At 46.6% G+C, this 23,995-nt stretch carries 22 protein-coding genes and 1 tRNA gene; 8 read left to right on the forward strand and 15 right to left on the reverse strand.

What is annotated here, in order from left to right:
• Positions 1-66: 66 nt before the first annotated feature.
• The 8 genes from VX941_03835 to rpmI form a co-directional block, all read right to left on the reverse strand.
• The gene (locus tag VX941_03835; protein ID MEE2932536.1) at positions 67-2,079 is read right to left on the reverse strand and encodes a tripartite tricarboxylate transporter permease; all 2,013 of its coding nucleotides are present in this window, start codon (positions 2,077-2,079) and stop codon (positions 67-69) included.
• 134 nt (positions 2,080-2,213) lie between these two features.
• The gene (locus VX941_03840) at positions 2,214-3,296 is read right to left on the reverse strand and encodes a hypothetical protein (GenBank protein MEE2932537.1); all 1,083 of its coding nucleotides are present in this window, start codon (positions 3,294-3,296) and stop codon (positions 2,214-2,216) included.
• Positions 3,297-3,619: 323 nt separating this feature from the next.
• Entirely contained in the window at positions 3,620-4,912 is a 1,293-nt protein-coding gene (locus VX941_03845; GenBank protein ID MEE2932538.1) for an aspartate aminotransferase family protein, read from the reverse strand.
• 29 nt (positions 4,913-4,941) lie between these two features.
• Entirely contained in the window at positions 4,942-5,592 is a 651-nt protein-coding gene (locus VX941_03850; GenBank protein ID MEE2932539.1) for a J domain-containing protein, read from the reverse strand.
• 277 nt (positions 5,593-5,869) lie between these two features.
• Positions 5,870-8,272, reverse strand: coding sequence for a phenylalanine--tRNA ligase subunit beta (gene pheT / locus VX941_03855; GenBank protein MEE2932540.1), 2,403 nt, complete (start codon positions 8,270-8,272; stop codon positions 5,870-5,872).
• Positions 8,272-9,348, reverse strand: coding sequence for a phenylalanine--tRNA ligase subunit alpha (gene pheS, locus VX941_03860; GenBank protein MEE2932541.1), 1,077 nt, complete (start codon positions 9,346-9,348; stop codon positions 8,272-8,274). Before pheS ends, pheT begins: the two co-directional genes overlap by 1 nt.
• A gap of 49 nt (positions 9,349-9,397) precedes the next feature.
• Positions 9,398-9,754, reverse strand: coding sequence for a 50S ribosomal protein L20 (gene rplT / locus VX941_03865; GenBank protein ID MEE2932542.1), 357 nt, complete (start codon positions 9,752-9,754; stop codon positions 9,398-9,400).
• Positions 9,755-9,779: 25 nt separating this feature from the next.
• A complete protein-coding gene (gene rpmI, locus VX941_03870; protein MEE2932543.1) occupies positions 9,780-9,980 on the reverse strand; it encodes a 50S ribosomal protein L35 in 201 nt (66 codons plus the stop codon).
• 403 nt (positions 9,981-10,383) lie between these two features.
• Between rpmI and VX941_03875 the strand changes: the two genes are divergently transcribed.
• Positions 10,384-10,848 carry an enoyl-CoA hydratase-related protein gene (locus VX941_03875; protein ID MEE2932544.1) on the forward strand — a complete coding sequence of 155 codons (465 nt, stop codon included), beginning with the start codon at positions 10,384-10,386 and terminating at the stop codon, positions 10,846-10,848.
• A 75-nt stretch (positions 10,849-10,923) separates the two neighbouring features.
• On the opposite strand, the gene infC is transcribed toward VX941_03875, so the two are convergent.
• From infC to VX941_03895, 4 genes are all read right to left on the reverse strand, one after another.
• Positions 10,924-11,445 (reverse strand): translation initiation factor IF-3, encoded by a 522-nt coding sequence (gene infC / locus VX941_03880; GenBank protein MEE2932545.1) that lies wholly within the window; start codon positions 11,443-11,445, stop codon positions 10,924-10,926.
• A 116-nt stretch (positions 11,446-11,561) separates the two neighbouring features.
• The gene (thrS, locus tag VX941_03885; protein ID MEE2932546.1) at positions 11,562-13,490 is read right to left on the reverse strand and encodes a threonine--tRNA ligase; all 1,929 of its coding nucleotides are present in this window, start codon (positions 13,488-13,490) and stop codon (positions 11,562-11,564) included.
• A 62-nt stretch (positions 13,491-13,552) separates the two neighbouring features.
• Positions 13,553-14,494 (reverse strand): glycosyltransferase family 9 protein, encoded by a 942-nt coding sequence (locus tag VX941_03890; GenBank protein ID MEE2932547.1) that lies wholly within the window; start codon positions 14,492-14,494, stop codon positions 13,553-13,555.
• Positions 14,495-14,570: 76 nt separating this feature from the next.
• Positions 14,571-15,731, reverse strand: coding sequence for a glycosyltransferase family 4 protein (locus VX941_03895; protein ID MEE2932548.1), 1,161 nt, complete (start codon positions 15,729-15,731; stop codon positions 14,571-14,573).
• Positions 15,732-15,788: 57 nt separating this feature from the next.
• Between VX941_03895 and VX941_03900 the strand changes: the two genes are divergently transcribed.
• Positions 15,789-16,550 (forward strand): alpha/beta fold hydrolase, encoded by a 762-nt coding sequence (locus tag VX941_03900; GenBank protein ID MEE2932549.1) that lies wholly within the window; start codon positions 15,789-15,791, stop codon positions 16,548-16,550.
• Here the strand turns inward: VX941_03900 and VX941_03905 are convergent.
• Both VX941_03905 and VX941_03910 read right to left on the reverse strand, forming a co-directional pair.
• A complete protein-coding gene (locus VX941_03905) occupies positions 16,516-17,403 on the reverse strand; it encodes an SDR family oxidoreductase (protein MEE2932550.1) in 888 nt (295 codons plus the stop codon). The two genes, VX941_03900 and VX941_03905, sit on opposite strands and share 35 nt — an antisense overlap.
• 345 nt (positions 17,404-17,748) lie before the next feature.
• Entirely contained in the window at positions 17,749-18,417 is a 669-nt protein-coding gene (locus VX941_03910) for a glutathione S-transferase family protein (protein MEE2932551.1), read from the reverse strand.
• Positions 18,418-18,554: 137 nt separating this feature from the next.
• Here VX941_03910 and VX941_03915 point away from each other — a divergent pair, with 137 nt between their 5' ends.
• Positions 18,555-19,352, forward strand: a complete 798-nt coding sequence (locus tag VX941_03915) for an undecaprenyl-diphosphate phosphatase (protein ID MEE2932552.1) — start codon at positions 18,555-18,557, stop codon at positions 19,350-19,352.
• Between the two features lie 6 nt (positions 19,353-19,358).
• On the opposite strand, the gene VX941_03920 is transcribed toward VX941_03915, so the two are convergent.
• Positions 19,359-20,354 carry a complex I NDUFA9 subunit family protein gene (locus tag VX941_03920; GenBank protein MEE2932553.1) on the reverse strand — a complete coding sequence of 332 codons (996 nt, stop codon included), beginning with the start codon at positions 20,352-20,354 and terminating at the stop codon, positions 19,359-19,361.
• Positions 20,355-20,484: 130 nt separating this feature from the next.
• Here VX941_03920 and VX941_03925 point away from each other — a divergent pair.
• The 5 genes from VX941_03925 (at position 20,485) to VX941_03945 (ending at position 23,951) form a co-directional block, all read left to right on the forward strand.
• Positions 20,485-20,571 (forward strand) — tRNA-Leu (locus VX941_03925).
• A gap of 126 nt (positions 20,572-20,697) precedes the next feature.
• A complete protein-coding gene (locus VX941_03930) occupies positions 20,698-21,312 on the forward strand; it encodes a ribonuclease D (protein MEE2932554.1) in 615 nt (204 codons plus the stop codon).
• Positions 21,313-21,365: 53 nt separating this feature from the next.
• Entirely contained in the window at positions 21,366-22,370 is a 1,005-nt protein-coding gene (locus VX941_03935) for a KpsF/GutQ family sugar-phosphate isomerase (protein MEE2932555.1), read from the forward strand.
• A gap of 4 nt (positions 22,371-22,374) precedes the next feature.
• Positions 22,375-23,094 carry an LPS export ABC transporter periplasmic protein LptC gene (lptC, locus tag VX941_03940; GenBank protein MEE2932556.1) on the forward strand — a complete coding sequence of 240 codons (720 nt, stop codon included), beginning with the start codon at positions 22,375-22,377 and terminating at the stop codon, positions 23,092-23,094.
• The gene (locus tag VX941_03945; protein MEE2932557.1) at positions 23,091-23,951 is read left to right on the forward strand and encodes an LptA/OstA family protein; all 861 of its coding nucleotides are present in this window, start codon (positions 23,091-23,093) and stop codon (positions 23,949-23,951) included. The genes lptC and VX941_03945 overlap by 4 nt, the downstream gene beginning before the upstream one ends.
• The last annotated feature ends 44 nt before the right edge of the window (positions 23,952-23,995 follow it).

Genomic DNA, 23,995 nt, shown 5'->3' on the forward strand with positions numbered 1-23,995 from the left:
CTGACCCGCAACCAATTACAAATGCGCAAGCGAAACAGGGCCCGTTTAAGAAATACTGAGTCCTAATTAACCTCTCCAGAGAGAATCTAGCCCGTAATCAAATAGGTAATTCTGAATAAAGCCTTTCGGATACTCAAGCGTTAGATAATTCGCCAATAAGCCAAGGAATGCGATAAATACTAATCCGCAAAGAATACTCTTTGCGTGGGACAGCTCAGCTTTCACTCTCACAAAAGAGTAAATGAAAAGTCCCACTCCAATCTCAAAGCCAAATACAGCGGAGACAGCCAGCATTCCTAATAACCACATAAGATAATGTTCCGCAGAACGGGAAACAAAGCCATCTGTTTCAGGCGGCGATTCTCTTTCATTGTCGTAAAGATCTTTGCTGGGTTGTTTGGCTCGATGAAGTTTAAAGCCTAATGGCACCATGAATATCATTGCCAACCAGAATGTGAAGACAGGGAACAGCTTTGTGAGCTCCGGTTTTTGTAAGCCATCAACAAACATAACAGTCAGACAAATCATCAATATCCAATAAAAAATAAGTTGTGGGCTTTTCTGCAGGTGTGTGTGGGGACTAGTTTCGGTCATATTTGGTGCTTTGGGCTTAAATCGCGCTGCGGCAATAATAGAAGCTATGGTTAACACAATCAAAACAATCACGATCGGCTTTGTAAACATGTTAACCCCGTGCACCGTGTAGGTTAAATAAACCCCTTTCTCCACCTTATCAGCAAGTACAAAACCTATTAGCAAAGCTGGCCGTGGCCATCCGAAACGTTTCATGTAGACGCCGAGTGTGCCTAACACCATCAATAGTACTAAGTCGCCCCAATGCCGTGTCGCTTGGAAAGCAGCAAAGAATATTAAACCAAACATAAAGGGTGCGACCAAAGAATAACGAAGTGTCGTAAGCTTTGCGATTTGGTTTGCGAAAAACACGCATGTTCCCGCTCCAATCACATTTGCGAGACCAACGGACCAGATCATAACATAAACAAGATCAAGCTGTTCAGTGACCATCTCAACGCCCGGCTCAATTCCTATCAGGACGAAACCACCAAGCAGTATCGCCATAGAGCCAGATCCAGGGATCCCGAATAGGAGCGTGGGTACAAGTGCTCCACCCTCTTTCGCATTGTTAGCAGACTCTGGAGCAATAACACCGCGCACGTCACCCGTGCCATAATCATCTTTACGATCTGTGGATTGAATGGCATGGCCATAAGCAATCCAATCAATAACCGAACCACCCAGACCCGGCAACGCACCTACCAGACAGCCGATAGATGCACAGCGCAATGACAGCCACCAATTCTGGAGCCAGTCTTTGACACCACGAAACCAGCCTCCTTTAGACCCAAGCACTCCACTTTTGGAAATGGTCAAATTCCGCCGCAACAAGTCAACGATCTCGGGGAGGGCAAACATAGCGAGGCCGACCACCACCAATTTTACAGTATCAAGAAGATAGCCACTGCCAAAGTCGAGAAAACCTAATCTAAGTTCGGCGGTCATTGGGGCAGGCCCCAAAACTGCAAGGGCAAGGCCAAGAACGCATGCAGCAAGACCTTTCATTACACTGGTCCCGGTAAGCATGCCTATCATGGTAAGGGCGAGTACGATGAGCATCAATTGCTCGGAGAAGCCCATAGCAAGTATTAATGGGATTGCAAAGAAAACAGCAACTGAGAGGACTATTGCACCGAATATTCCACCAAACATCGATGAAATGAATGCTGCCGACAGCGCTCTTGCCGCTTCACCTCGCTTAGACATCGGGAAGCCGTCCATAACTGTTGCTTGAGAACTAGCAGTGCCTGGAATGCCCATCAAAACAGAGGGGAATGTATCGGATGTTGCTGTCACTGATTGAAGACCAATCATCATAGCAAGCGCTAGGGAGGGTTCAACGCCGAACAAAAACGGCAGAATAAGAGATAGCCCCGCAGTTCCCCCAAGACCGGGTAGGATACCAACCGATAAACCTAAAAATACGCCCCCCGCTAGGGCTGCAACGTGACTAAAGGTAAATATCTGCGATAACGCTGCCAGCGCGGCTTGCTCTATTGAAATCGGACCACCCTCCCAATTAGCGACTTATTGAAAACGATTTCCTATTATTAATTCAACGGCGTCTAGATGTGTAAACAAAATTTAAAAAAGGTGGGACCGGCTCTAAACCAAATTAGCCGGTCCCCGTTACCAGTTTATTTACCGAATTTTTTCACCAACCAAGCATTCATCCACTTTTTACCCTCGGGAGTCATACTAGTCGCAAACTTAATGATGTTCTGAGCATCTCCACCAAATGAATGTGGATATTTACCCATGTCCTTTTTTATGAAATCTAAGAACTTTGGGTCCTTGTAGATTTTCTTAAAGGTAGCAACATAGATGTCATAAATATCCTTCGGTGTATCTCCCGGCAAAGCCATTGATTTCGACGCACTGACGCCCATTGCGATAAAGTTCTTCATAACTTCCCAATGAACACCAGATGGCTTTTTACCGTTAACGGCTTCGTAAGCTTCAGCCACACTTGGTGTTTCATCACCTAGATATGGATCTTTAACAACTTCGCCTGACGGCAAAAGTAGGCCAAGGTTCATGAGGGGAGTAACGGTGCCCTTCTTGACCCACTTCGTGACAGATTTGTTGTATTTGGCGGCACTGTCATAGTTGATGTTAAGCTCACCGCGCAATATTGCCTTGCGCTGTTTACCTGTCGAAAGACCAAAAACTGGCTTAGGAAAATATCCAAGAAGGTCAAAGGCCAAAAAGGCACGAAGTTCGGCCGAGGTTTTATTTTTGGCACCGAAAACGAGGTTCGCTTTCCGGAGAGCCATGACATCAGCCTTAGCACCTTTATTCTTGATCCCAGTCTGGTCTGACCGGGCATAGAATGCAGTCCCTAAGGGGTTCGCGATAACTATCTTCCAGCTATTAGGATCATATTTGACTTTGTTTCCACCAAAAAGAAAGCTGGTCAAAGTCGATGTCGAGACGGTTAGAAGAGTAAGACCGTCACCTTTTTGCTTCTGGAAATAGTTCGCACCAAGGATTGAGCTACCACCTGGCTTGTTGAGCACAACAACCTTGGGATTTCCTGGCAGATATTGTTGTAGAAATGGTTGCCAGGTACGACCGTAACGGCTTGCACCGCCACCCTCTTTAAAGGGAACGATAATAGTTACGGTTTTGCCGCTGAAGTCAGCAGCTGACACCGCAATTGGTGCCATAGCGAGGCCTCCGCCCAAAGCGGCGGCGGCCATGATCTTACGTAAAGACATATTTATGCCTCCCTAAAACTACCGCGGGCAGGCCCTTCGCCATCATGGCAAAAGATGAATACACCGATGATACTGACTTTTTTAATTAACAGTCCGTTTGTCCTCGATAAAATCCACCGGCAACCCTCCCTTAGGCTGATGAATTTGCCGCAGGTATCTATTGTTTTGCCTATCAAAGTGTAAGTCAAGTAAGGATTTCAGAAGATCCTCTAACAAATTCCTATATCGGAACCGAATTTTTACTGGAAGCCGCAGCTACTGACCCTTTCCCGACTAATGCGAGTATTTAATTCTAAGCATGATGGGTGCTCGACTCCACCACTCTATCCACTTGTAATGGCGCGACACGCTGCATCTAACGCTAAAACACTTTCTTCTAAATCTTCATTTGTATGCGCCACGGAGATGAAACGCCTCGTATTTGGCATCACAAATACTCCTTCACGGCTAAGCGCAAGATCTAGCATTTCTGTCTTTGACATATCAGATGCTAAAAAATCCGCGTAATCGAAGGGCTCATGGGACCCTGAAAAAAACTGCCACCAAGACTCGCTTCCTATAACCCTTATTCCAAGTCCATGCTGATCCAAAATCTCTTGAAATGCCGAACGCAAGGCATCACCCTTTGCGCGCAGATCATCATACGGGTTAAGGTCCTTTAATGTCTGCAAACAAGCTAATCCTGCCGCCGCACTTAAGGGGTTTCCGTGTAGAGTGCCACTGATGGCTATGCCCTTACTATCTCCCGTGACACCGGGGTTTCCATTGAGCAAAATATCCTCCCGTCCTGCTACTGCACCGAGCGCCATGCCACCGCCCATCACCTTGCCATAACAAGCAATGTCTGGTGTTACCCCATAAGCCTCCTGTGCACCGCCGTAAGCAAGCCGAAAGCCTGTTACCACTTCATCAAAAATAAGAAGAACATTGGCCTCATCACAAAGATTTTTTAGGCCTGCTAAAAACCCGCTCCTAGGAAAAATCACTCGCTGCACCGGTTCCAACATAACAGCCGCTAAGTGGTCCTTATGCTCTTTTATTATTCTTGCCGCAGCATCAATGTCATTGAATGGGGCGACTATTATTGTCTCCTGCACACCTCTTGGAATTCCAAGTGCATCTGGCTGCCCTCCCGGATAATTAGATGCCGCCTGTGGCGTCACACTTAGATTCGAATAATCATGGTTGCCGTGGTATCCACCTTCGAATTTTAATATGAGATCACGTCCAGTGTGTGCACGTGCTAACCGCATAGCGTAGTAGGTAGACTCGGAACCCGTTGTGGTAAAAATTACCCTTTCAGCGCAAGGGACCGCCTTAATCATTTCTTCGGCAAGAGAAAGTGCCTTGTCATTAACTAAGCCAAAAAAATGCGTCCCCTTGGTGGACTGTTCCTGAAGAGCGGCAACAATGGCAGTGTGCGCGTGACCGAGTATTAAGGCCCCAGCACCACACACATAATCAATTCGCCATCTTCCGTCGGTTCCAAGAACACGGGAACCTTTCCCTTCACAAATCACGAAATTTACATCAGACGGAAGGGCATTCTTTGTCATGCGTCCTCCCGGGAATAAAGTTTGCAACTTATCTTCGGTCGCCCGAGAAATGTCAGACATATCTTCCAATCCTTTTCATATTTGAAAAATCAGGATATTCGCTTGCGTAAAAATGAGATTGCAGCATTCAGCTGACTCATCCGGTAAGTATCTCCAAATATTGCGTCTGGGTGATAAATTTGTGCGAGCATTCTGAAACGATCCTTAATATCGGCTCGAGTTGGTCTCGAGTGAGGATGAAATCCGAGCACATAAAGCGCATCCGCCTTCGTTTCAACCCCACGCTTTATTGGTTGATATGAAATTACACTAAGTGCACTCCTCAATCTCTTTATATTCACCTCCGCTGCTTCTAAACGGTCCTCGATGCGCGGATGATTAATATCTTTCAAAATAACCTCCAAGCTGCCGGCATTGAGTGCCAAGGCCAGCCCAAGTGCTCTTCTGATATCAATAATTTTATAACCAGCGGGAAGCCGAACCTGTAATCTTGGCTTTCGCCGCCAAGGCTTACCAGCGTTGGGCCCAGTTTTGAGAATAACCTCTTCTCTGTCATTCGGCAAAGGTTCTCCCGGGTCTGGATAAGACTGAATAACCGTATTGGGAACAACTAACATTACAGACCGGGCTATATCCGCAGTGTTTACCCCATTTACCTCGGCTAACGCTGCAACAGCGTCACGCAGGCCGGACGAGCAGGGGATCACGTAAGATTTCTTGCTTTTACCTTTTTGGGCCATTTCGTGCCCTATGCCTCAGCCACTATTTTAAATTTCCAGGCTCGCTGATTTAACCATTCACGTCCAAAGAGTTAAGGTCTCATCTGATAACTGCTTCGGAGCAGGTAAGGAAATGGAAATTAATTTGACCCTTCTCCAAAACCCTCCCCCAGAATAAAAAGTTCAATACGGGTTCAATGATTTGATATCCTGGCATTCAACAACGTTTTTCTTCACCCATCGAAAAACAGACCGACACAAAAAGGGATCAATGCATTCGCCCTGCGTTAGCAATTAATCAAGACCTCAGCACAGCACCAGTTTGTTTGTTGACAAAGAAGATGATTTTATCCGTTATTATGTCGATTTCTTTGTCAGTGAATGTTTGTTGCTGAGGCTGCAACGATACCTGCAATGCCACCGATTTTTTCTTTTTCCCCAAGCTGTCCCCTTCAAAAATGTCAAACACCTCGACCCGGGTAATAAGCTGTTTGTCTGCTCGCTGTGCTGCCCGGGCTACGTCAGCTGCTGGAGTATCAATATTAACTACAAAAGCCAAATCACGGGTGACCGCCTGAAACGATGATAAGATTAACGGTGGCCGTTTTTTTTTCGATGCAATTTTAGACAAAGGTAGCGTATCAAGAAAAATCTCAAATCCCGCTGCTGGGCCTGAAAGATCCATCTCTCGCAATACAATGGGATGGATTTCGCCGAATTGCGCCAAATTTGTCCGGCCGAGACAAAGAGTTCCTGCCCGACCAGGGTGATACCACTTAGGCACCTCGGTGCTTGTCAGAAGATTTCCTACAGGTACTCCACAAGCCTCTAGAACCGCTAATGCATCAGCCTTTACATCAAAGGCATCCGCGGGCCGGGACCGTTCACACCAGTGACGTCGAATAAAGTTTCCATGACGCAAACCACCAATCACCAATTTCTGGCCATCCGGGGTGTTATCGTGAAAAGTGGGACCATGTTCGAAAAATGCGAGATCCGGAAACCCCCTATCTGAATTTCGCCTAGCCGCGCCTATAAGATTTGCTAACAAAGACGGGCGCATCTCATCGAGGTCGGAACTTATAGGGTTGTCTATCCGCAGGCCAGAGTGCCCCCCGCCAAATAGAGAGGCATGATCGGATGACAAGAACGACCACGTCACAACCTCCATCATTCCGCGGGCTGCAAGCGAGCGTTTTGCAAGTGCGGAATGACGTTGACGATAGGTAAGTATGGGGCGCGGCAAGACCGTTTCACGCTCCAAGGGCACAGATAAAACTTTGTCATACCCATAGATACGAAGAACTTCTTCAATCAAACAGTTTTCACCCTCTATATCGGGACGCCAGCTGGGTGGAGTGACCTCCAATATTTTGCCTTTCCCTGACACAACAAACCCAAGTGACTTGAGAATCTTAGAAGTCTCTGATGCTGTGATTGAAATTCCTCCAAAACTTTTCAGGCGACCAACTCGCAATGAGATGGCTGGCGGGTCTCTCGGGATAGCACCGGCTATGGTCAACTCACTAGCCTCACCTCCGCACAAACTCAAAATCATGCTACTAGCGGCCTCAGTCCCCCAAATAACCGACTGCGCATCAACGCCGCGCTCAAAACGATATCGTGCGTCTGATTCGATCCCGAGTTTGCGCCCCGCAGTTGCTGTGCGGACTGGGTCAAATAGTGCAACCTCTAAAAAAACTTCAGTGGTGGATTCCGTACACCCAGAGCTAAGCCCACCCATCAGTCCCCCAATGCTCTGCACGCCTACCTCATCTGAAATTACTGTGATGGTATCGTCCAACTCATAGACGTTCTCATCAAGCGCAGTAATTTTTTCACCCTTTTCGGCAAACCGCATTGTGAGATCACCCGTCAACTTCCCACTATCGAAAATATGCATTGGGCGGCCAAGATCGTATGAAATGTAGTTACTTATATCAACTAAACGGGAAATTGGCCGGAGCCCTACAGCATTTAACCTGTCCTGCAACCATTTCGGGCTGGGCCCGTTAACGACTCCCCTGAAACACCGACCGACTACTATCGGGCTTGCGTTCCCACCACCCTCGGGAAAATCTCGCTGCCAATGAATCGGACACTTAAAACTTCCGTTTATTTTTTCTCCACCATAGGGCTTTAATATACCAAGACCGGCGGCGGCGAGATCACGAGCTATGCCACGTACTCCGAGACAGTCGCCTCTATTCGGTGTAATCGCTATTTCAATAATGGGATCATCCAAGCCCGCGACCTTAGCAAATGGCACACCGATCTCAGTATCATCAGGTAATTCTATAATGCCAGAGTGCTCTTCTGAGATTTCGAGCTCTTTTTCACTCAAAAGCATACCACACGATTCCACACCGCGTATCTTTGCTCTTTTGAGCTTTATTCCGAGGCCAGGAATATATGCACCTTCTTGCGCAAACACGCCCTTCATTCCGGCACGAGCATTAGGCGCTCCACACACCACCTGAAAATCAGCATCAACTGTCGATACGGTACATACCTGAAGCCGGTCAGCGTTTGGATGTGGCTCCGCTGAAACCACGTACGCACTCCTAAATTCCGACAAGGCATCACCCCTATCTACAATGCTCTCCACCTCAAGACCAAGCATTGTGAGACGCTCAGAAATTTCATCGAGGGAAGCTAACGTATCTAGGTGATCCTTCAACCACGACAAAGTAAATTTCATCAGCTCAATCCACGGACAAGGCTTGGTGTCTCCAGAGGCATAAACCCGTGATGCTTGAGCCAACGGAGATCAGCCTCGAAGAAAGTCCGAATGTCGGGAATTCCATATTTAAGCATGGCCATTCGTTCCACTCCTAAGCCGAAAGCAAACCCTTGATATTCATCTGGGTCAATACCGCATGCAGAGAGTACGTTGTTGTGTACCATTCCGCACCCCAGGATCTCCAGCCAATCATCACCCCCGCCAATTTGAATCTCTCCTCCATCGCGTGAACATCCAATGTCTACCTCTGCCGACGGCTCAGTGAAGGGAAAAAAACTCGGTCTAAACCGAAGGGGTAATTCTTCCACCTCAAAAAATGCAGCAAGAAAATTCAAGAGACACCCCTTCAGGTGTCCGAAATGAGTCTCTTTATCGATTACTAATCCTTCAATCTGATGAAACATGGGCGTGTGCGTCATGTCTGAATCACACCGGTATGTTCGACCGGGCGCTATCACGCGCAATGGCGGCTTAACCGACTCCAGCGTTCGTATCTGTACGGGCGAAGTATGAGTACGCAACACCGGCCGTCCGCCGTCTTCTTTCTCCGGCAAATAAAATGTATCATGCATCTGCCGCGCCGGGTGTTCAGGTGGGATATTGAGTGCAGTGAAGTTATGGAAATCGTCCTCTATTTCTGGACCCTCAGCGACCACGAAGCCCATCTCCCCTAATATTGCTACAGCTTCGTCAATTGTTTGCGTGATAGGGTGTAAGCGCCCTAGTTCGGCTGTACGGACTGGAAGTGACACATCTATCGATTCGTCTGAAAGCTTGGCGTCCAGTTGGGCAGCTTCTAACAGAATTCTCTTAGTATCAATTGCTTCAGCAATGGAGCTTTTAACCAGATTTAGATTTTGGCCTAAGGTCTTGCGATCACTGGCCGGCAATCTCCCCAAACCCTGCATGCGCTGCGAGATGGTACCCTTTTTGCCAAGGGCTCCAATACGAACGGTTTCCAGAGCCGCTAAATCTGAAGCTTCATCTATGCTCGCTAGCAATTTATCGCGAAGTTGGTCTAGATCATTGGTCATCGAAATCCTTCACGGCCTCATTGGCCGGCGATCACGAGTAAACTGACACTTAAGGCAATGCAGCCTGAGCCTGTTCAGCCAGCGCCTTGAAAGTAAGTGGCTCACGAACCGCCAAATCAGCAAGTACTTTTCTATCGATCTCAATTCCAGCTTTTTTTATACCGTTAACAAACTGTGAGTATGTCATGCCGTGTTCACGCGATGCAGCGTTGATGCGCTGAATCCAGAGACCTCGAAATATGCGCTTCTTTCGACGACGGTCGCGATAAGCGTACTGGAGATTTTTATCAACCCTTTGCTTCGCCGCACGGAATGTATTTTTTTGCCGCCCGCGAGCACCTTTCGCACGATCAACAACCTTTTTGTGCCGGGCGTGCTTTGTCACACCGCGTTTTACACGTGCCATTTCAGATGTTTCCTTCTATCTCAGCCTAACTATTGCGCAAAAAATTGCGCTTTACAATACGGGAGTCCGATTTGCTCATAATCTGCGTACCTCTATTTGTACGCTTCATTTTTTGCGAACGTCGACGCAGCATGTGTCTAAGTTTTGCGCTGTTAAATCGCACCCGCCCCGTTGCAGTTAGGCGAAAGCGCTTTTTCGCACTCGATTTGTTCTTCAACTTGGGCATTTTTTTCTCCTAGCAGCTAGATTTTTTTCACTAAACAGGCATACCCAGAAAGCCTGTTATCGTTTTGCCATAACGCTCTTATATAAGAAGCGGCCTTATAACGCCCGAATTGGAAACGTGCAAGCAGAATGGGAATTACAAAATGTATGAACGTAAACTGGTAAGTACAAACTTTCAATATTCTGACACTAGACAGATCGCTTTTGTAACCTTCGATAATGCAGCCCGGGCAAATTGCCTTTCTTGCGATGTGATAAACGAAATTAGATATGCTTTTTGTGCCCTTACTAACAATAGAAGTCTTCGGGTTATAGTCTAGGAAAATGCTGGAAAAGGAGCGTTTTGTGCAGGAGCCGACCTCAAGGAGCTCAGTGGTTTTGACCCGAATAAAGCACGGGCGTACATATCTGCTGGACTAGAACTCGCAGCAGGATGCGATCTCCGCATTTGTGCCGACAACGCAAAATTCTCTATGCCGGAAGTAGAGTTAGATATTCCATCAATAGTAGAGGCAGCGTTGTTACCCCGCCTGATTGGCTGGGGCCGAACATCTTGGCTTCTTTATCGGGGCGATGCAATAGATGCACACACTGCCGAAGATTGGGGCCTCATTGAGAAGGTAGTGCCCGCGGAAATACTTGACGGTGCCATCGAAGAATGTCCAAAAAAACTCGCTTCCAACGGACCTACCGGTATACGTTTACAAAAGAAACTCATGCGGAAATGGGAAAATAGTTTTCTTCAGAAGGCCATAGAAGCTGGTATCGATGTTTTTGCCGAGTCCTATTCGGCTGGTGACGCCAATAAAAGAATTCAGGAAGCCACCGGCAAACTAAAGCACCAAGAGAGAGGAACATTAAAGTTCTAACAATTGCTATAAGCTTGCAGTTTGCTTCATACAGAGTTTCTGCTTCCAGTCAGCTTAAAATACCATCAACGACATCTACCGCGGAACTAAAATCATGGTCATCTGGCGCCCCTCAAGTTGAGGCATCTGCTCGACTTTTGCTGCTCCATCCATCTCATCTCGCACTCTCTTTAGGACATTCATACCTAAATGTTGATGCACCATTTCACGCCCGCGGAACCTTAGGGTTACCTTAACCTTATCACCATCATCAAGGAACCGTCTCATTGCACGCATCTTGACGTCATAATCGTGCTGTTCGATGTTGGGGCGAAACTTTATCTCCTTAAGTTCAATTATCTTCTGCTTTTTTCGAGCCTCACTCTTTTTCTTTTGTGCTTCGTATTTAAATTTACCCAAGTCAAGGATCTTGCACACAGGTGGCGATACATTAGGAGAAACTTCAACGAGATCTAGTCCCGAGTCTGCGGCCATAGAGATAGCTTCGCTAATACCAACTACGCCTACCTGCCCCCCTTCCGCATCAATAAGTCGAACTTCTGCAGCTTCAATTTGTTCATTAGCCTTTGGTCCTTCCTTGACCGGCGGGCTCAATATTGGTCGTCTTGCTATAGAACTATCCTCCTCAGTCGTTGATCAGGCTGTACTTTCTCGCGTATGTACCTTGCATCCGTCTTTGCTACTAGTGCCTTCAAAAGTAACGTCCAAATGATTTAACTGGCATGCGGAGGTAAGGCTTCTTTTGTAAGTCTAGTTATCGCGTCAGTAAGCGCAAGAACTTCTTGCTGTTTTCCACCTAGTCGTCGAATTGCAACTGTACCCTCTTCTGCCTCTCTCTTGCCTATCACATACAATATAGGCACTTTAGCATGTGAATGTTCACGGATTTTATAATTAATCTTCTCGTTTCGAGTATCAGCCTCAGCACGAAGTCCATTCGCCTCACAAATCTCTAGAACCTTGGCTGCATAGTCGTCTGCGTCACTCGTTATAGTAGTTATAACAAGTTGCACTGGCGCTAACCAAAGGGGCAGAATCCCAGAATAGTGCTCTAGTAATATACCAATGAAACGCTCGAGAGAACCAAACAAAGCCCTATGTAGCATCACTGGAGTATGTTTTTCACCATCAGCCCCGATATAGGTTGCCCCAAGGCGACCTGGAAGATTAAGGTCAACCTGCAAAGTGCCGCACTGCCAATCACGACCGATAGCATCACGCAAAACAAACTCAAGTTTTGGCCCGTAGAATGCTCCTTCTCCTGGATTGGTTACACAAACTAGGCCTGTCGCTTCAACCGCTGCTTTCAAAGCTGCCTCAGATTTATCCCAAATGGCATCAGATCCAATACGAATTGCTGGCCTATCTGAGAACTTAATGCGTACATCTGTAAACCCAAAATCGTGATATATATCTAAAATAAGTCGACATACTGTGCAGCACTCTTGGGTGATTTGTTCCTCTGTACAGAATATATGCGCGTCATCTTGGGTAAAAGCACGGACGCGCATTAGACCGTGAAGAGCACCAGATGGTTCATAGCGGTGCACTTTGCCAAACTCGGAGATGCGTTGGGGCAAGTCTCGGTAACTTTTTATACCCTGTTTATAAACCTGAACACCGCCTGGACAATTCATAGGTTTTAAGGCAAAAATACGATCCTCTCTTGCTTCAGTGGTGAACATATTTTCGCCGAATTTCTCCCAATGGCCAGATTGTTCCCAGAGACTTCGTTCCATAATATCTGGGGTATTGATTTCTAAATACCCTGCGCTGGTTTGCCGTTTTCGCATATAATCGATAAGAGCCTGAAATAGTGACCAACCCTTCGCATGCCAAAAAATAGACCCTGGAGCCTGCTCATGCAGATGAAATAAATCCATTGCACGCCCTAGCTTACGGTGGTCTCGCTTTTCAGCTTCTTCCAGCCGAAGAAGGTGGGTCTTCAACTCTTTTTCGGTGCGCCAGCACGTACCATATATACGCTGAAGCTGTGCATTACGTGAATCTCCACGCCAATATGCACCTGCAAGCTTGGTCAACTTGAAGGCCTTACCAATTTTACCAGTTGATTGTGAATGTGGTCCGCGACACAGATCTAGCCAATCACCTTGGCGATAGATGGTGATTTCCTCATCAGCTGGCAGATTCTCTATTATTTCTGCTTTATAATATTCCCGCTTTTCTTTGAAAAATTTAATGGCCCTTTCCCGCTCCCAAACCTCCCGTGAAAATGCTTCATCACGGTCAACAATTTCAGCCATGCGCTCCTCGATTTTTACGAGATCGTCCGGCGTAAACGGTGTCTCACGATCAAAGTCATAATAAAATCCATCTTCAATAGGCGGACCTATCGTGACTTGCACATCAGGCCATATCTCCTGCACTGCCTCAGCTAAAACATGAGCACAATCATGACGAAGCAGTGGCAACGCCGCGTCAGAGTCTCTAGTTATGATAGAAACACTTGAGTCTTGCTCGATCCGCCGGGTTAAATCCCACTCAACACCATCCACAATTACTGCGATAGCCGATTTAGCCAACCCCGGTCCGATTGACAATGCCACTTCAGCCCCAGTTGTTGGAGCTTCAAAAACTTTCTTAGTGCCATCCGGCAACACAATATTAACAACCCTACCCATAACACTCATTTTCTAGTTCAGAATTTACGCTGTGAGTCTTTTCGCCGTTTTGCTCAACGAGGTCAACGCCCTTTGACGTCTTTCAAGCCGCAAATCACATCTTTACTATCCAAGTCAACCAGCGACGTCCTTCGGATAATCTTAACTGCCTCTCCGCGTTGACCACATAAACCGGGATTAGAATCAGCAGAATATAGGACCACGGATGGGCATCCGACAGCTGCAGTAATGTGCATAGGCCCTGTATCATTTCCTATCGCCCCCACCGCTCGTCGGGCTAGCCCAGCTACCTCAAAAAGGTTGGTCTTAGCACAAAGATTACGCGCTCGACTGCAGCCAAGATGAATAGAATCCAAGACATCTTTTTCATCCTCCCCTCCCAACAAGACCGGCAGCAGGCCGCAAAGAAGTAGATTATTAGCAAGATCGATGTATTTATGGACGGGCCAACGCTTTTTCAGTCGGCGAGCTGAACCACCGGGAACGATCAAAACAAAATCACCATTAAGTGAAAAATGATCAACATCTGCGTCCAACCATTCGAGATTGGGTGCCGGCACGTTTAAGATACCTGCTATGTGTAATTGTTCTTTTTGACGCTCGATTGTGTGCATAAGATCACGGCTAGGGTTATCGTGATGATGAGAACAACCTTTAGCGATACCCGACCATTCTGGCTTAAATCCTTGGAACATCCTTAAAAATGTACTGCTGCGCCTAGAAGTTTGCAAATCATAAACTCGCGTAAACCTACTACTATTAAGGAACCCGCTAAGTCTCAATCTTTCACCAAAATGCCACCACGCAGACGGCACATTAGTAAAGATTTCATCAAAAAAACCACTAGCAGCTCCGATGCCTGAGAACCTCGAAGTTGTCAAAAGGGTAATGTGAGCGGACCGGTGATGCTGCCGTATTGCTTGGAAGGGTCCTAAAGCCTGAACAAAATCGCCAAGTGCTCCGAGCTTTATTACCAATACGTGCTCTCGGTTGTCGCAACTCACGGCATTCTCGCTACACGACAGACTTTCTCGAAACCCTTGAAGTTAGCCCTTTGTAAAAACTTTTGCATTTGTGGGGTCAACCGAGGACCTCATAATAAACATCGACTGTTTTTGCACACATTTGAGCGCGGGTGAAATTGGCCCTTACATTGGAAATCGCACGCGAAGCTAGCTCCTCCCGGAATGGAGTATCAAGTGACAGTACATGCTTCAGCATGCTAGCCAACGCACTAGTTTTATTCGGAGGCACCAACCACCCAGTTTCGTTAGGCAAAATAAGTTCTCGACTAGCGCCATGGTCAGCTCCAATAACGGGTTTACCAAGGGCCTGACCCTCCACCATCACACGCCCAAATGCTTCCGGATCCGTTGATGCCGAGATGACAACATCAGCCAACATGTATGCAGCAGGCATATCGTCACAGTGACCAACAAAATGTACCTTACTGCCAAGCCGAAGCTTTTTAACCAGCGATATCAGTTCCTGACGATAACCGGAACGGCCTTGGTCGTCCCCAACCAAAAGACATCTAAACTCCATTTCTCCAAGCTCGGCCAGTGCCTTGATCAGCACTGACTGCCCTTTCCATCTAGTAAGTCGACCCGGCAAAATAATTACCGGAACGCCATCTGTAAGGCGCCACTTTTCAGCCAATTGCACTATACGACCAGCTGTTACTGCCGAAGGGTTATAAGACTCAATATCTACTCCTCTGTAAATAAGTCTTATCCTCTCCGAATTGACCTGATACTCGTTCTTCATATGTTCAGCGATAAACCTTGAGATGGCAATAACTGGCTCGCCTCGTGTCATAATCGAATTGTAGTGTCGCTTTAGACCTGATGAAATATTATATGTTCCGTGAAAAGTTGTTATAAAATGGGTTTTTGTGGCATTGCATGCCTTGTAACAACTCCAAGCCGGCGCGCGACTTCTAGCATGCACGATATCCACGTTAAAATCTCTGATGACAGATATCAATTTATTAACGTTCATATGCATGCGTAAAGGATTCTTAGTATTTACCGGCATGTTGATGTGATGCACTCCAGCACGGTCTAAATCGCGCACCATTTTGCCGCCGCTAGATGCCACAAGCGCAATACCACCTGACTCTGTAATCGCCTTCGCAACATCGATACAGCCTTTTTCCGCTCCCCCAGTTTCCAAAGAAGGTAAAACTTGCAAAATAACAGGCCGAGACTTAATTGGGGTGGTATTTTCAATTTCTGTCATACTAAAAGGGGCGTTCTATAATTTTAATAAAGTTGAAGTCTGGAAAGGATATCCCACATGGTCAATGAGCCAGCAAGTCTTGCTTGTATCGATGGCACCCACCTTGCCTATCACCATTCGGCTGGGGACGAACCAGGAGTACTTTTTTGTACTGGTTTTCGTTCCAACATGACTGGAAAGAAAGCAACTTCAATAGAGGATTGGTGCCAAAGCCAAGGGCAGCAATTTACAAGGTTCGACTATCGTGGTCACGGTAAGTCTGGAGGTAACTTCAGAGATTTAACCATTGGAGATTGGCTAAAAGACACAATTTCAATCCTCGATTCGGTAACGGATGGACCCCAGCTTTTGGTAGGATCCTCTATGGGTGGTTGGATTTCATTCCTTGCCGCTAATGCCCGCCCTGAAAAAGTCGCTGGCATCATAGGTATCGCGCCAGCAGTTGACATGACAAAACGTGCTCTTTCGAACTTAAGCGCAGAGGCCAAACGCGAACTTTCTGAGACGGGAGCGTGGATGCGTCCATCCAAATATGATGCCCAAGGTTATCCAATCACGAAAAAACTACTGGACGAAGGCGAACTCCATCTCCTCTTGCCTGGCCCTATCAATTTTCAAGGGCCCGTCAGAATCCTTCATGGAATGAGGGATGATGCAGTGCCGTGGGAATTGTCTTTGGAAATTGCAGCAGCTTTAATTTCAGACGACGTACATATAAATCTCATAAAGGATGGAGACCACAGATTATCGAGACCCAAAGATACTGCACTCCTTCTGAGCTTGGTCAGCTCATTTTTGGCGACTTCAAAAGGCTTTTAAGGCCCAACCTGTAGTCGGGCCATTTAAGTTGAACCCCTAACTCCTTACTAATTCTTAAGTTGGAAACCCGCTTGTTTTCCGAATAAAAGCTGCGTGCCATTGGGGACAGGCCGGCCCCCTCGAAAGGAATAAGCGGGGGAGGTTCAACTCCTAACAAATAGCAAGCATAAGAGATCACGTCTTGCGGTGGAGCCGCTTCATTGTCGCATACGTTATATATTCGACTAGGGTGTGGCATTGAAATCGATGCAGCAAGCACCTGCGAAATATCGTCCACATGAATACGACTAAACACCTGTCCCCGCTTCTTAATTCGACGTGCACGGCCTGTCCTTACAGTCTCGATCGCGTTGCGTCCTGGCCCATAAATCCCTGCAAGGCGAAAAATGTGCACAGGCACACCAAATTGTTCCCAAAGCTTTAACCACTCATTCTCTGCTTTTATTCTATGTTTGCCGCGTTCATTAATTGTTTTTAATTCTGAGCTTTCATCAACCCAACCCCCTTTCCAGTCACCGTAAACGCCAGTGGTGGATAGATAGCCTACCCAGGCAAGCTTTTTAAGTTGGGCCAAGTCATCGCCATGATAGGTAAGGACAGGATCTCCGCGAGCCGTTGGTGGGGCTGAAACCAAGACATGACTTGCATCTAGCAATGCGCTTGGTAATGGACACATCGGTGTAGTCCCGTCGAACAAGTAAGCTTCAACGCCCTCCTCAGTCAGGGACGACAATGACCCCTTTGAACGATAAGTGCCCGCTATTTGCCAACCCGCATCCCGGAGTGGTTTCATCAAGGCAAGGGCACAGTAGCCAAACCCAAAACAAAAAAGACGCTTTTTTTTATTGCTCATGCCTGCTTTTTTAGATTCTTTGCCATCCAAACACCCTCTATATTTTTAAAAAGTTCTCGTATCAAAAATAGTTCTATCTGTACAACGCTGCCAACAAATCATATCGCTTTTACGTCACTATCTTCTTACCAGCCGCAATTTCACCACGAATTTTTCTGTTGGTGGCATGCGCGCCTATTATGCGGGTGCACTCCAGCAAAAACCTTCCAATCTATTGCGCTGCTCAAATGAGATAAGAATTGGCCTAAGACCGGACAAATATTTCGGCGTGGAGTTTTTCTGTCAAACTTTTAACACCATCGCAGAAGGCATCGTAATAAACTTTACCTCTTATAGCTTTTTTGCTCAAAAATCTGGATCGGCATAATACTCGGGTGGTGGGTAGCCTGGTATATGATCGCCGAGAATCTCGCGAAAGCTTGGACGTGATTTCATCCTCGCATACCACTCTTTCGCCGGACGGTGCTCTTCCCATGGCACATCGCCCAAGTAGTCAACGCAAGAGAGATGCGCTGCTGCCGATATATCTGCATAACTAAACCTATCACCAGCCAGCCACTGACGCTCTTCAATCAGCCATCCGATGTAGTCAAGGTGATAATGAATGTTGGTAGAGCCCGCCCGTATTGCCTGAGAGTTCGGCTCACCCATTTTTAAAAATCGTTTCAAAATCTTCTCGTCCACCAAATTAGTGGTGACTTCGCTTTGAAATTTACCGTCAAACCAAGAGACCAAACGACGGACCTCAGCGCTAGCTTCAGCAGTGTCTCCATAAAGCTGGGGTTCTGGATATTTGTCGTCGAGGTATTCAGCTAGCGCGTAAGAATCGCATATGATTTTGTGCCCAGGTTCCTCCAGTACAGGCACATCGCACGCCGGATTCATAGCCACAAAATCTTCTCGTCGCTCCCACACTTTTTCAAGCCTCATGTCGAATTGAAGTTTTTTTTCCGACATAGCTACTCGTATTTTTCGGCAACCCGGAGACAACCATAGATGGTAAAGAGTACGCATGTTAATACCGACAGTTTTATTTCAAAGAACTAGTCTGTCAAAGACAACTAATCTAAGCAAATTAACATATCAAGTTGCCTATTTTGGTATGTAATCTATGCTTTGTAAGTAACAATCTGTTTGGAGGCACAATATCTATGGAGCTCTACCAGCTCACTATTCTAGCCTTAGTGCAGGGTGTAACCGAATTTCTCCCTATAAGTTCCTCCGGCCATTTAGTTATAATCTCCAAAGTGTTGGGTTGGTCTGATCAAGGACTGACGATCGACGTCGCATTACACTTCGGAACACTAGGCGCCGTCCTAGTCTATTTTTGGCGAGACCTCTGGCAAATGCTGCTTGGTTTAGGCCGTCTGTGTTTGGGGATACCAAATTCGCATTCAAAACGCGCAATTAATTTGCTTGTAGCAACCACTCCGGTTGCACTGCTAGCCTTTTTTGCTCACGATCAAGTGGAAGCATATTTTCGAAATTTGGAAGTCATTGCATGGGCAACCATTGGATTCGGCATATTACTGTGGATCGCTGACAAAGTAACCCTTACCATACACAGGTGTGATGACCTTAAGCTCTTCCATGCACTATTTATCGGTGTTGCACAGGTTCTTGCATTTATCCCCGGAACTAGTAGAGCAGGCATCACCATAACAGCGGGACGCTTATTAAGCATGGACCGAGCTGAAGCAGCCCGCTTCTCAATGCTACTTTCAATACCAACAATCGCTGGAATTTCGGCAGTCTCTGGAATTGGGCTTTACCAACAAGAAAATATCACGATACAGATAGAAGCATTAATTGCTATTGGGCTTTCCTTTGTTGCAGGTTTAATAGCAATTACAACTCTGCTTCGCTGGCTAAATCACTCGAGCTTTACACCATTTGTAGTCTATCGGCTCATTTTAGGTGGAGGGCTTCTGTTTATGGTTTACTACTAACGACAGTTAGGCTCCACTAAAACGACTAAATCTTCCCCCCTTGCAATATTTATCAAGATAGCTAGGGAGAATGACGTCGACAGAGGTGGGCGTAATATCAAATGGCAAGAACCCATTGGCTCCGCTATCAAGGACACTGTTATTTCTAAGCAGCGTAACTTGGTCGCGCGTTAATGGTGGGACAGGCATCGACTCAGCAAGGAATGCGACTATCGAGGCAAGTCTAAAAGGAACAGGCATCAAAAAATTCTTTCGTCCTGTGTTGTGCAAAATCTTTTCTATTATTTCTCTGAAGCTAAAAACCTCAGGACCCCCGAGTTCGCAGACTCTGCCTACGTAAGTATCATTTTCTAAAGTCCGAACGATTGCGTCAGCTACATCACCAGCATAAACCGGCTGGAAAAGAGTGCCTCCATTTCCAAAAAGGTCTATCTTGCCCGCATTGTATTTAGGACACGGGCAACCGAGGACAGGCATCACCGGTGAAAAGCAAGCTAGGGCAGCTAACCGATTGAAGAAATTGTCTTGCGGTCCGAAAACGATACTTGGCCTCATGATAGTCACTTTTGGAAAGGCTTCTGTTACAGCTTTTTCTCCAGCCGCTTTACTTTGCGCATATATTGACGGTGAATGCGGTGAGGCGCCAAGTGCGGACATATGCACCAAACATCTACTCCCGACATCCGCTGCTGCTTGCGCAACATTTTTAGCTCCTTGATAATGGACTGCATCGAAACGCTGCTTGCCAATTTGTCGAAATATACCGACTAAGTTTATTACCCCATCAGCTCCATCTATCGCCCTGATGACTGATTCCTTAATTCGAACATTAGCCTGTACCGGCGTTACTTGACCTACGTCACCCATGGGTTTCAAAAAAGATGCACCATACGGATCTCGAACCGCAGCACGGACCAGGTACCCTTGCTTTGCTAACCTCTTTACTACATAGCTACCGATGAATCCGGACGCTCCAAGTACCGTTATTAGCCTCGATCTCATGATTTCCTCCGAACCAAGCTACGGCAATATATTTAGAAATTAACAAACGTATACAAAGCCCAATAACGCAAGGCCAGCATAAATGCTGTTGACAAGTTCATCCCGGAGGGTCATCACTTTTGCCATTTTAGCCTAGGTGGCGGAATTGGTAGACGCGCAGGTTTCAGGTACCTGTGGGGGAAACCCCGTGGAAGTTCGAGTCTTCTCCTGGGCACCAATGACTTGCTTGTTTATTTTAAATAGGTCGAGCCGTCCTTAACAGTGGCGTTAGCCCCCCTTTGGAAGCTATGGTATCCACCAGTATTGGAAGTTGTTTGATATTAAATTAATCAGGATCTTTACTTTGAGTACTCATTTGCATCTTGGCGACTTGCCAAACGATCTCGATCTCGGCAACCTTGTAGCAGTTGATACTGAGACAATGGGGTTGAAATTGCACAGAGACCGTCTCTGCGTGGTCCAGCTCTCAGCTGGGGATGGAGACGCCCATGTGGTCAAAATGCCACAAAATAATATTTGTGCGCCAAACCTTGTCAGATTACTTTCACATCAGAATACAGTTAAGCTGTTCCATTTTGCCCGGTTTGACATAGGCGTCTTAACGCATTACCTCAACTGCCGATGTCAGCCCGTATTTTGCACTAAAATAGCGTCTCGTTTAGTTCGAACGTATACTGACAAGCATGGATTGAGAGATTTGTGTAAAGCATTTCTTGATTTGGACATATCGAAGCAGCAACAATCATCGGACTGGGGGGCCTTAGAGCTGTCAAAGGCGCAAATTGAATATGCAGCGAGCGATGTTCTGTATCTTCATGCGATCTGGGAGAAACTCGAAGAAATGCTGATACGAGAGGGCCTCATGGATTTGGCGCAAGCTGCGTTTGACTTTTTACCATTTCGTTCTGCATTAGACATCAAGGGATTTGAAGATGACGACATCTTCGCGCATCACTAAACAAAGGCGAACGCTTTCTTTATCGTTTCTCAGCTCTGCATTGGAAGAATTAAATGACGGCAGCAAGTGAATTCAACTCCGGGGATACTTTGACAAAGAATAAAAAGCGAGAACTTAACGCTGCGAAATATGTGCTCCAACTTGAGGCTGAGGCGATTTCTACCCTCGCCAATCAAATCGACAAGACCTTTGCTAAAGCGATAAAAATCCTTCATGGCATTGAGGGTCGCATTATAGTCACAGGCATGGGCAAGAGTGGACACATTGCCCGTAAAATAGCGGCTACTTTGTCCTCTACCGGAAGCCCCGCCCAATATGTACATCCCGGAGAAGCGAGTCATGGCGACCTAGGAATGATTACGGATGAAGATGCCGTTATAGCGCTGTCAAACTCAGGAGAAACGAGCGAACTTCGCGACGTTTTGGAATATACCCGCCGATTTTCAATACCTCTGATAGCAATTACTGGACGCATAGAGAGTACTCTTGGTGAAATGGCAGATACAGTACTACTGTTGCCAGATGTACCAGAGGGGTGCCCAATGGGATTGGCACCAACTACTTCAACCACTGCGAGCTTAGCCATGGGGGATGCGATTGCGGTTTCCTTGCTAGAGGTGAATGGCTTTTCGGCTAACGATTTTCGTGTTTTACATCCTGGCGGCAAACTGGGTTCCAGTCTACTTCGGGTTTCAGATTTGATGCATCGTGGGTCTTCGATGCCCATTGTTAAACCCACTACACTCATGAGTGAAACCATATTGGAAATGACTTCAAAGAGCCTTGGCTGTGTGGGAATTGTAGATTCGGGGGAACTAGTTGGAATTGTAACGGATGGCGATTTGCGTCGCCATATCGATAGTGATCTGCGCAAAGTAACCGCCGGAGAGATTATGACTGGTGCTCCTGCAACAATCCGCGTTCATGCTTTAGCGGGAGAGGCGATCGCTATGATGAACGAAAAATCTATAACAAATCTGTTCGTGATTGATGATGATCAGGGAGCACTAATTGGCGTGCTACATATTCATGATTGTCTAAGAGCTGGGCTGGTTTAGCGCAATGGGTGATACACCTATTATGGCTTCATCCGCTCAAAAGAATGAGCCTGTATCTGGTCTTAAAAAAACCGATCATCATACACGGCGTTACGACATCCCTATCTCGACCCGACAGCAAGTTAGTGTATCTCCTGTTTACGGTCGGTTTGTAGGGACCATGCGAGTTTTGCTACCAACTATTGCGACAGGGCTGATAGTTCTTGTTCTTGTTTGGCCTCAGTTAGAGCAGCAGCAACGCCGGTTTACGCTGGGGCCGGCAAAAATTGACAAAAGTGCCGCAAAAAACTTAACGATGCTCAATGGCCGTTACGCAGGAATCTTGGAAGAAAAGCCATTCACGATAACAGCAACAAAAGCACATCAGAAGAATGCAACAGATATGGAATTCTCGTTACAAGGACCCCAAGTAGACGTAATGATGCAGAATGGTTCGTGGACTGCTATCACAGCAAAGGATGGCTTCTACAATCATAAAATGCAGCTTTTAGAGCTAACAGGCGGGGTAAACCTTTTTCACGACACTGGATACGAATTCCGCACCAAAAACACAGTCATTGACTTGAAAGCGGGGGATGCGCGTGGTGTCGACCCCGTCGAAGGCCAAGGCCCCCTGGGAAACCTTCAATCTGAAGGGTTCGTCCTTTTTTATAAATCGAAGCGCATACTTTTTACCGGGCGTTCTAAGTTGACGCTTTTCCCGCATCGGATGAAAGAAGGATGAGGACACCGTATCCTGTTATATTGGCTTGGGTTTTTCTTTGGATGGGTCAAATCCCGCTATCGCCCACAACACATGCTCAGTCAGTAAACATACCTATGACCGATGAGGATAATACCTCACCCCTTATAATAGAGGCTGACGACGGTCTTGAATGGATTCCTAAACAGGGGAAATATATCGCACGAGGCAATGCGAGAGCGGCACGCGGAAAAGTAACCCTGCAGGCAGAAGAGCTAATCGCTCATTATCGGGATACAGAAACAGGGCAAGGCCAAGAGATGGTCAGGCTTGATGCAAAAGGACAAGTCAAAATTATTTCATTGGGTAAAGACCAAACAGGAAAACCAGCAAGGACGATTGCGACTGGAGACATAGCCATTTATCACGTCAAAGAGTCAGTCTTTGTCCTCAGTGGTAAGGAACTTCAGATTGTTTCGCCTGAAGGTGTTTTGAAGGCACGAGATAGTCTCGAGTATTGGGATAAACGTCAAACAGCTGTCGCGCGAGGAAAGGCGTTAATTATTCAAAACAAACAGCGTCTACACGCAGATGTTCTAACCGCGTATTTCACTTCTCCCACGGCGAATAACAAAAACTCAAACTCGAATGGGCAGCGAATCGATAGAGTGGATGCCATTGGTAACGTCCACGTTTCAGTTCCAAATGCAATTATAAGGGGGGACAGAGGGGAGTATTATCCCACGACGAGTGTGGCAACGCTCAAGGGAAACGTCAAAATCACAAGTAAAAATAACCAGCTAAATGGGGACACGGCAAAGGTGAATTTAAAAACAGGTATTTATAGGCTTGTGGGTAAGCGCGTAAAAGGTTTGATAACACCCAACCAGACGCGATAAAACTGTGATATAAATATTGGGTTTCTAGAAATACCGTACTGGAG

Source organism: Pseudomonadota bacterium, from assembly GCA_036339585.1.
Classification (GTDB): Bacteria; Pseudomonadota; Alphaproteobacteria; order UBA8366; family UBA8366; genus UBA8366.